The following is a 9,193-nucleotide window of genomic DNA, read 5'->3' as shown; positions in this document are numbered from 1 at the left end:
GCTCACTGATCTTATTTGATAAATAGGTGTTCGTGAATCTTCGATTTTGCTCACTGATCTTATTTGATAAATAGGTGTTCGTGAATCTTCGATTTAGCTCACTGATCTTATTTGATAAATAGGTGTTCGTGAATCTTCGATTTAGCTCACTGATCTTATTTGATAAATAGGTGTTCGTGAATCTTCGATTTAGCTCACTGATTTTATTTGATAAATAGGTGTTCGTGAATCTTCGATTTAGCTCACTGATCTTATTTGATAAATAGGTGTTCGTGAATCTTCGATTTCTTTGCTCGTCCAAAGAAAAGTAACAAAAGAAAAGACGCCCTTTCGAGAGGTATTTCTTCTCATGCTGTCGCCAGAGAAGAACCGGGCCCAAAACTTCGCGTCGCCCCACCGCAATGTCCAACGCCAATGCTCCTGTTCCTCGAAGCTTTTTAGTCCTTCGCGTAGTCTGGCACCTACGCTAAAATAGTCCACCGGACTATTTTTAAACGCTCGGTCCCCTTCCGAAAGGTCGGGGACAGCCCTATGGTATTTTTCCAACATCTAGCAGAGAGGCCTGAGCGCTCTATAAAAAGCGGTCTGCGAGGCTGGTACGGCAAACCTATACAAGAAAGCAAGGAACAAGAGCGAGTTCTTTTTATCTGTGGCTGCGACAGAGGATCATGATTTGTGGGTACTCCGTAGCTGCCGGACGGGCAGGCAGACGAAGTAATCAATGTGACAAATAAAGAACAAATTTCCTTAACTTAATAACATTGAGCCTAAGCTATGGAAATGAGGAGTAAAGTGATAAAACGAATTGATGAATGTGTTTGAATTGCGTATTTCAATTCATAATTGGTATTACTATCATTTTATTATTTTTTACGCCAAACTTTCTATTTTGACTTTGTTTTAAAAACACATTTTATATAGAGCATTTTTTATAATAGTGTACTTATAATTAATAACTTTATTTCGGGAAAAAATCTCTAAAGCACCAAAACATGCCATTCGATCAACTATATTTACATCCTCTATCTGGTTTATAAGGTATAGTTTGTATACATCATATTTATAATTAAGACAAAACTATCCTAGTTATGATAAATATCATATTTTATCTTGCAACAGACTAATAAATTTGAATATAAAAATCAATTAATATGAAAACAAAACGTAACTTTTTGTCCATATTTATGGCACTTCTACTATTTAGTTGTTTCGAAAACAAAGAGAAGACCTTTGAAAATTCAGAAGACATTCCAGTAAACAGAGAAATGATTGCTGAGTTAACCAGCCCCCCTAACGTCCCTACCCCTGTTGGCCGAAGAAAAGCGAAAAAACTAATCGTTAAGATGGAGATTCTTGAAAAAGAAGGAGAAATAACCGATGGTGTAAGATATGTATACTGGACCTTTGGAGGCACTGTACCCGGTAGCTTTATTAGAACTCGTGTAGGTGATGAAGTCGAATTCCACCTCCAAAACCACCCCGACAACAAACTACCTCATAATATAGATTTACATGCCGTTACAGGACCCGGAGGCGGTGCTGAATCTTCGTTTGTGGCTCCTGGTCATGAAAAAGTATTTTCGTTTAAAACCTTAAACCCAGGTTTGTATGTTTATCACTGTGCAACGGCTCCTGTAGGTATGCATATTGCTAATGGTATGTATGGTTTAATTTTGGTTGAACCAGAAGGTGGCCTACCCCTAGTAGATAAGGAATACTACATTATGCAAGGTGATTTTTATACTAAAGGCGCAAATGGGGAACGTGGTTTACAACCTTTTGATATGCAAAAAGCTGTTGATGAAAATGCCGATTATGTTGTATTTAATGGTAAAGTAGGGGCTCTTACAGGAGATAATGCCATTACCGCTAAGGTTGGGGAAACGGTTAGACTATTTGTTGGAAACGGCGGACCTGGCTTGGTCTCTTCATTTCACGTTATAGGTGAAATTTTTGATAAAGTTCACATTGAAGGTGGTGAAAAAATAAATGAAAACGTTCAAACAACCCTTATACCCGCTGGAGGAGCTGCTATTGTTGAATTTCGTGTAGATGTTCCAGGAACTTTTATTCTGGTAGATCACTCCATTTTTAGAGCATTTAATAAAGGGGCTCTAGGCATGTTAAAAGTTGAAGGGGAAGAAAACAAGAAAATCTATTCTGGTGAAATACGCGACGACATATACCTACCAGAAGGTCCTGGAATACAAGAGATGCCAACTACAGATGAAATAGTTGAGTCTGAAATCCCTGCAAAATCATTTGAAGAGCAAATGAAATTTGGAAAACAGGCCTATATGCAAACGTGCTTTGCCTGTCATCAGGCCGAAGGTCAAGGTGTACCCAATGCCTTCCCCCCTCTTGCTAAATCCGACTATCTTAATGCCGATGTAAACCGAGCCATCGATATTGTTCTACATGGAAAATCAGGAGAAATTACCGTTAATGGTCAAAAATATAATAGTGTTATGACCAAACAAATGCTCTCTCCTGATGAAATCGCCAATGTGCTCACTTATGTATATAATAGCTGGGGTAATTCTAAACAAGTAATTACTAAAGACATGGTAGAAAAGGTTAAAAACAAAAAATAAATCAATCATGAAAAATCATGCTTTTAGTTTACTGCTAATTTTAATTGTGTTTCAAACTACGCTGTTAGCACAATCTAAAAGCATGGTTTATATCGAGGGGAGTCGTTATATTCCTCTTTACGGTAGAGATTCGACAGTCGTTGAAGTTAAAGATTTCGAAATAGACATCTACCCTGTAACCAATGCCCAGTTTAAAGAGTTCTTAAAAACCAACCCTAAGTGGCAAAAATCTAAGGCCTTAAAATTGTTTACTGACAAGAGTTATTTATTTAATTGGAAAAATGATTTTGAATTAAAGGATAACGAAGCCCCCAATAGTCCTGTAACCTATGTTTCTTGGTTTGCTGCTAAAGATTATTGTGAATGCCAGGATAAGCGCCTACCTACCGTTGATGAATGGGAATATGTTGCCATGGCCGATGAAACTACCAGAGACGCAAGGATTAAGCCCGATTATAACAACCAAATTTTAGAATGGTACGAGACGCCTCGAACAAACGAGAACACTATTGGACTACACCCTAAAAATGTTTGGGGTGTTTATGACATGCATGGTTTAGTTTGGGAATGGACACTTGATTTTAATTCGGTTCTTATTACCGGGGAATCTCGAAAAGACGTCGATAAAGATAATAATCTATTCTGCGGCAGTGCCGCTGTTAACGCCACCGATTTAATGAACTACGCCGCCTTTATGCGCTACGCCATTAGAGGCAGCCTAAAAGCAAAATATGCTATGAAAAATTTAGGATTTAGATGTGTAAAAGATATAAACGACTAGAAAAATGAAATATTCAGCATTAGCCTTTATTGTATTTGTCATGATAATCCCTATAACATCATGCAATACTAAACAATCAAATTCCAATTTAGAACTATACCAATGTCCCATGCTATGCGAAGGTAATAAGACCTACAATGATATGGGCACTTGCCCAGTTTGTAAAATGGACTTACAAATTCCAGAATCCACTCAATTAAACAGTGAAGGTTCTAATGAAATTTCTGAAAACTCTATTTTTAATTTAACTTCTAATTGGAAAACCGAAGAAAATACCAGTATTCAATTAAAAGACCTAAAAGGAAAAACTTTGGTTATGGTCATGATTTACACATCGTGTAAGGCTGCTTGTCCGAGATTAGTAGCCGATATGCGCAATATTGAAAGCCAAATTCCCGAAAAAGCACTTAAGTACCTAAATTTTGTTCTAATTAGCATCGACCCTAAAATTGATACACCCGAACGTTTAAAAGCATTTGCTATTGAAAATTATATGGATGGTGAACAATGGACTTTTTTACAAGGAACAGAAAGTGGTGTTCGTGAATTCGCTAATGTTTTAGCCGTAAAATACAAACAAATCTCGCCTATGGATTTTTCACATTCCAATATTATTAGCGTGTTTAACCCATCAGGCGAACTTGTTCATCAACAAGAAGGCTTAGGGGTTGATAATAAAGAGACCATACAAGCTATTTTAAACTTAATACCAATTTGAGTATAAAATGTCGTATAAAAGCCGAAGTTATTTTTAAATATAAAAACGCTGTGATTAGATTGCATAGTGTTGCTACGGAATTTATGAACTAGGCTTTTAAATTTAAAAAAGCCTGTACTCAACTTGATTGGGTAAACGAGTCGACATGCGACATTTTATATTCTAATTGGTATAACTCAATAATATCATTTTTGATTGTCCGTAATTTGTCATAAACCTAAAAACATATTGATTTTGTCATCCCGAGGCAACGAGGGATCTCATTGATTATCAACAGATTCCCTGCCTGCCGGCAGGCAGGTTCACTTCGTTCTGAATGACCAAAATATCATTATGCATGATTACGGACATTCAGTATAATTTATAGTGGAAATTATTTCCAAAATTCATCTTTATAATTATCTACAAAAACAACTGAATGATGTACCCTTTCAATGGCATTGTATTGTTCTTCAGTAGCTACATTTTGAATTTTAGGAAATAAAACACGCTCCTCAAATCTAATATGGTTGTCAAGAGTATTAGCTATAGTATTTAATATGATAGTATCCGGCTTAATTTCTAACTCTTGAAACAATTCAATTATTTGCTTATGTTCATCCAATGCCTTCTTTATTAAGCGATGATCGTTTCCTAAAATATTAAAAACGTGTGATTCTTCAATATCAAAATGAGGTATTAAATGTGTCTTATAAAACCAAAGTGCGTAGTCTTGCATCTGGTTTGGACTAACATTTTTATCTAATCCAGCTCTTATTTTCCAAGCTAGCAATAGTCCATGATGGTGTTCCCTACTTAAGGGCTGTAATGCTTTATGTCGTTTTTGTGGTTTCATGGTTTTTATGATCTTTAAAAAAATATAATAAAATCAATAATATGCCTGAGGGCAGAAATATACTAGCTGTAAATAACAATTCATAATACCTTGGAACACGTCCCATGCCTAAATAAAATCTGCTTCCTTGTAGTAATAATAAACCTTCGGTTAGCACAAAACCTAAAAGAAATGTATAAACGCCCCAACTTAATATTTTGTCATTTTTAATAGCTGTTTTAAGTAGTATAAAGGCAAACAAAAAACCAGAAATAACGCCCAACATTAGTAAATGAATGAACCCTATTACAAAATTACGGTGCGTAAAAACAACTTCTGAAAATTCAGGGATCAAAGTAGTTAGTTGCAAAAGTATCTTCAACACTAGACAAAATACACTAAAATAATACAAATAAGCTATAAGTTGTGATTGCTCTTTTAAAAATGCCTTTAGTTTGTGCTTTATTAATTTGAAAAATAAGGAGAGTGCCCCCAATTGTAAAAGAACCCCCAATATATTTATATACATTGAAACTGGATTTGGTACAAACCATTGTACCGGAAGCCCAAAAGTTAATACGGTAGATATTACAAATAATTTGAAAAAATACCGAAATACTTTAGAGTCTTCAATTTTAATAATATGGAAAAACACTGCGAGCACGGCAATTAAAAACCAACCATTAAATTGAAAGTGTAGAAAAAACTGAATGGCTATTTGATAAAATGCAGAAGCTTGCCCAAATAAACCAACTGCCGGTCCAAGGCACCAGACACCTAATGTAGATAAAACCATAAGGACAAGAGCCGTTTTAAGTAAAACTTCAACTGCCAATAATTCTACTTTTTGGTGTTTCCAAATTAAATACACAAAATAATAAGAACAAAAAATATGCAATGCAGAAAAGGTAATGGAAACTGCTGCATATCCTTGAAAAGGAAAGCTTAGCATCATCCCTATTACTGCTATTTCTGTTATCCAAAATAACCGGCTATACATCGGTTTTTTATCGGGCACAAAATAATGAATCAGTAGTACATACAACATTAAATATCCCCAGCCCAACATAGCTATATGAGAATGCGCATGGGTTAAAAAACGGTAATTTAACGCCATAGGGTGAACAAAATAAAAACGTAGTGCCAAGCCCATTAGGGCAGCGATTAAAAAATTAATTAGGCAAACAACAATTAGTTTTTTAGGCATTCCGTGAGTTTAGTGTTTTGTTAAAAATAAGAAATCCTACAGCGGTTACGACTCAACATCTGTAAGATTTCTTTAGTATTCTTAAATAAACATCCATTTAAACAAGTTTACTTTCAAGCTTTTCTGCCGAAGGAAACAGGATATTATTCTCTAAATGAATATGTAGATGCAAATCTTGTTCAAACGCTTCTAACATGGCAAAAGTTACTTTGTAAGTATTACATGCATCTGCGGGCGGTGTATAATGATCTGTAATTTCGGCGATTCTTCTAAACCTTACACCTTCATTATCATGCTCCTGCACCATCATTGCTATCGGATTTTTTACAGTACCAAAACCAGGAGATGCCATTGGTGTATTCGTTAATTCTGCTTTAACTAATTTTTTTACAAAAGGGAACAACACCAATTCTTCCTTTTTAAGATGTTGAGCTAATTCACCGGCAGAGGCCGTAAACAATTCGTTTACTTCAAAAAGCTCTGGATGTCTTTCACCATGTACTCTACAGAGTTTATCTAAAAACTGTTTTATAACCGGTATTTTCTCCTCAACATATCGATGATGTTTTTTTTCAATATAATCGATGAGCAAATCTAATGGCCAGGATTTATAATCTATCGATTGGTCCGTTTTTGTGTTTAAAACATGCTTTAAACTATGAACCAATTCACTGGTTTCAATCCCATTTTTGTCACAAACTTCTTCCAATGTTCTGTTACCTCTACAGCAAAAATCGATTCCATATTTATTAAATACTGCTGCGGTTCTAAAATCCTCAGCTACGAAAGCCCCAACTTGTTTTTGTGTTATCGTTTCCATAACATTTGTTTTAATTGTTTTTTGTTATTTTATTTTTTAATGTTAAGTCAAATACAAACCAGCTTGTAGTTATAATACCGACTGCAAAAATGACATCGCCTATGGTTCTTAACCATTTTAAGGTAATCATGTTTGGGTTCTGCATCAGCTCCGATGAACGTGCATACCACATACCGTGTTCTATACTTTCAACGGCCTGCCAAATTCCTATTGGTAACAAGCTAAGTAATGCCATACCTAATAATCCTAAATTTAAGGACCAAAAGGTGATTTTTAGTAGTTTATCATGCCATTTTACATGACGATATAAACTTCTTAATACAAAAAGCATCAACCCTATGCCTAACATTCCATAAACCCCAAATAATGCTGTGTGACCGTGTAATGGCGTTGTGTTTAACCCTTGAACATAATACAGGGCTATTGGCGGATTAATTATAAACCCGAAAATACCAGCCCCTAAAAAGTTCCAAAACGCAACCGCTATCATAAAATAAATAGGCCACTTATAATCTTCTAACCATTTTGTTGCTTTTGACAGTTTGTAGTTATGATACGCTTCATAACCTATTAAGGTTAGTGGTACAACCTCTAGCGCGCTAAACGTCGCACCTAGTGCCATAACGGCTTTGGGTGTTCCTGTAAAATACAAGTGATGGAATGTTCCTAAAATACCGCCTGACATAAAAATAATGGTCGCTAACAACACGTTTAATGTCGCTGTTTTCGTTTTCAATAATCCTAACCTTACAAACAAAAAGGCTATTACAACGGTGGCAAACACCTCAAAAAAACCTTCAACCCATAGATGAACAACCCACCATCTCCAATACTCAGCAATGGCTAGGTTTGTATGTCTACCCCACATTAATCCAGAAGCATAGAACAGGGCTATCGCACTACAAGACACCAAAAACATGATAATCAAGTTCTTTTCTTCTGTTTTACGTTTTAAAACAGGAAGAAGCGGCCTTACCATTAAAGCTAACCATAAAAACAACCCTACTAACAAGAAAATCTGCCAGAACCTTCCAAGGTCTACATATTCATAACCTTGATGTCCAAACCAGAAATTATCAACCAGATTTAATTTTTGCATCACACCAAACCACTGGCCAATCATGGAGCCTAAAACAATAACCAAAAGTGCCATAAATAAAAAGTTAACACCAAATTTCTGAAACTTAGGGTCTTTACCTGAAACAGCCGGGGCTATATATAACCCAGTCGCTAACCAAGCTGTAGCTATCCAGAATATGGCAAGTTGTGTATGCCAGGTACGGGATACAGAATACGGCAATATTTGATCTAATGCAAAACCATAAAAACCATCACCTTCTACCCCATAATGTGCTGTTACAATACCTAAAAGCATCTGCAAGACCATAAGTAAGGTAACCACCCAAAAATACTTTTTCACAAGGTGCATACTAGGGGTCATTCCCTGTTTTAATAAAGGGTCTTCGGCTGGCGGTGGTAGCGTTTCATCCTCTCCCGATTTTACATGATAAAACACTAACACACCAATACACAAGATAAGCAAAATGATACTGACTCCCGACCACACCATTAAATCCGTTGTTGGTGTGTTACCCACAAGATCGTCGGCTGGCCAGTTATGTGTATAACTAACATGACTGTCTGGACGTTCGGTTACGGTTGCCCAGGTTGCCCAAAAGAAAAACGCGTTCATTTTGTGCATTTTACTGGCTTCCTTAATGGTATTTTTAGGAATAGCATAATCTGCACGAAGCTTATCAAATTTGGGATCGTTGGTGAATAACCCATTATAATATTCACTTAAATATTGAATAGCCTCTACCCTATTTTTAGATATTGTTATGGTTTTATTAGATATGTTATAAGTGTTATTTCTTAAATCCTTTTGTAATCTAACTTTTAACGCTGCTTGCTGCTCTTCTGAAACAGCATCATAATCCCTTCCAAAATCGTTATTTGCATATTTATTTAAAATATAAACCGCCTCTCTATGTAACCAATCTGCAGTCCAATCTGGAGCTACATATGCTCCATGTCCCCAAATGGAACCTACTTCTTGCCCGCCTATACTTTGCCATATATTTTGACCATCTTTTATATCGGACTCTGTAAAAATCACTTTTCCATCTGCCGATACAATGGATTCTGGAATTGGTGGGGATTGTTGGTAGATTTCAAAACCGTAATACCCCAATACACTAAATGAGCTAATAACGACTGTAGCAAATAGCAACCATAATTTTTTTTCTTTTTTCATGA

General features: G+C 35.9%; 7 protein-coding genes. 3 read left to right on the top strand and 4 right to left on the bottom strand.

Translation table 11 applies throughout. The features are described 5' to 3' along the window. The first annotated feature begins 1,151 nt into the window (after positions 1-1,151). Genes nirK through PQO00_RS18705 form a run of 3 tightly spaced genes read left to right on the top strand, consistent with a single transcriptional unit; the run spans position 1,152 to position 4,093 of the window. Entirely contained in the window at positions 1,152-2,594 is a 1,443-nt protein-coding gene (gene nirK, locus PQO00_RS18715; RefSeq protein ID WP_274186384.1) for a copper-containing nitrite reductase, read from the top strand. 7 nt (positions 2,595-2,601) lie between these two features. Next, positions 2,602-3,375, top strand: coding sequence for a formylglycine-generating enzyme family protein (locus PQO00_RS18710; RefSeq protein WP_274186383.1), 774 nt, complete (start codon positions 2,602-2,604; stop codon positions 3,373-3,375). Between the two features lie 4 nt (positions 3,376-3,379). After that, complete coding sequence (locus tag PQO00_RS18705; RefSeq protein WP_274186382.1) at positions 3,380-4,093, top strand: SCO family protein; 714 nt, start codon at positions 3,380-3,382, stop codon at positions 4,091-4,093. A gap of 373 nt (positions 4,094-4,466) precedes the next feature. Here the strand turns inward: PQO00_RS18705 and PQO00_RS18700 are convergent, their stop codons facing one another. The 4 genes from PQO00_RS18700 to PQO00_RS18685 all read right to left on the bottom strand — a co-directional run bounded on the left by PQO00_RS18700 (position 4,467) and on the right by PQO00_RS18685 (position 9,191). After that, a complete protein-coding gene (locus PQO00_RS18700) occupies positions 4,467-4,928 on the bottom strand; it encodes a hemerythrin domain-containing protein (RefSeq protein ID WP_274186381.1) in 462 nt (153 codons plus the stop codon). Then, positions 4,906-6,114, bottom strand: a complete 1,209-nt coding sequence (locus tag PQO00_RS18695; RefSeq protein WP_274186380.1) for a hypothetical protein — start codon at positions 6,112-6,114, stop codon at positions 4,906-4,908. The genes PQO00_RS18700 and PQO00_RS18695 overlap by 23 nt, the downstream gene beginning before the upstream one ends. Positions 6,115-6,211: 97 nt before the next feature. Continuing rightward, the gene (ric, locus tag PQO00_RS18690; protein WP_274186379.1) at positions 6,212-6,934 is read right to left on the bottom strand and encodes an iron-sulfur cluster repair di-iron protein; all 723 of its coding nucleotides are present in this window, start codon (positions 6,932-6,934) and stop codon (positions 6,212-6,214) included. A 10-nt stretch (positions 6,935-6,944) separates the two neighbouring features. After that, positions 6,945-9,191: a nitric-oxide reductase large subunit gene (locus tag PQO00_RS18685; protein WP_274186378.1), complete on the bottom strand. Its 2,247-nt coding sequence runs from the start codon at positions 9,189-9,191 to the stop codon at positions 6,945-6,947. Positions 9,192-9,193: the final 2 nt, after the last annotated feature.

This window comes from Flavivirga sp. 57AJ16 (assembly GCF_028736925.1).
In the GTDB taxonomy this organism is placed as follows: domain Bacteria; phylum Bacteroidota; class Bacteroidia; order Flavobacteriales; family Flavobacteriaceae; genus Flavivirga.
This window is presented reverse-complemented; position numbering and strand designations above follow the sequence as displayed.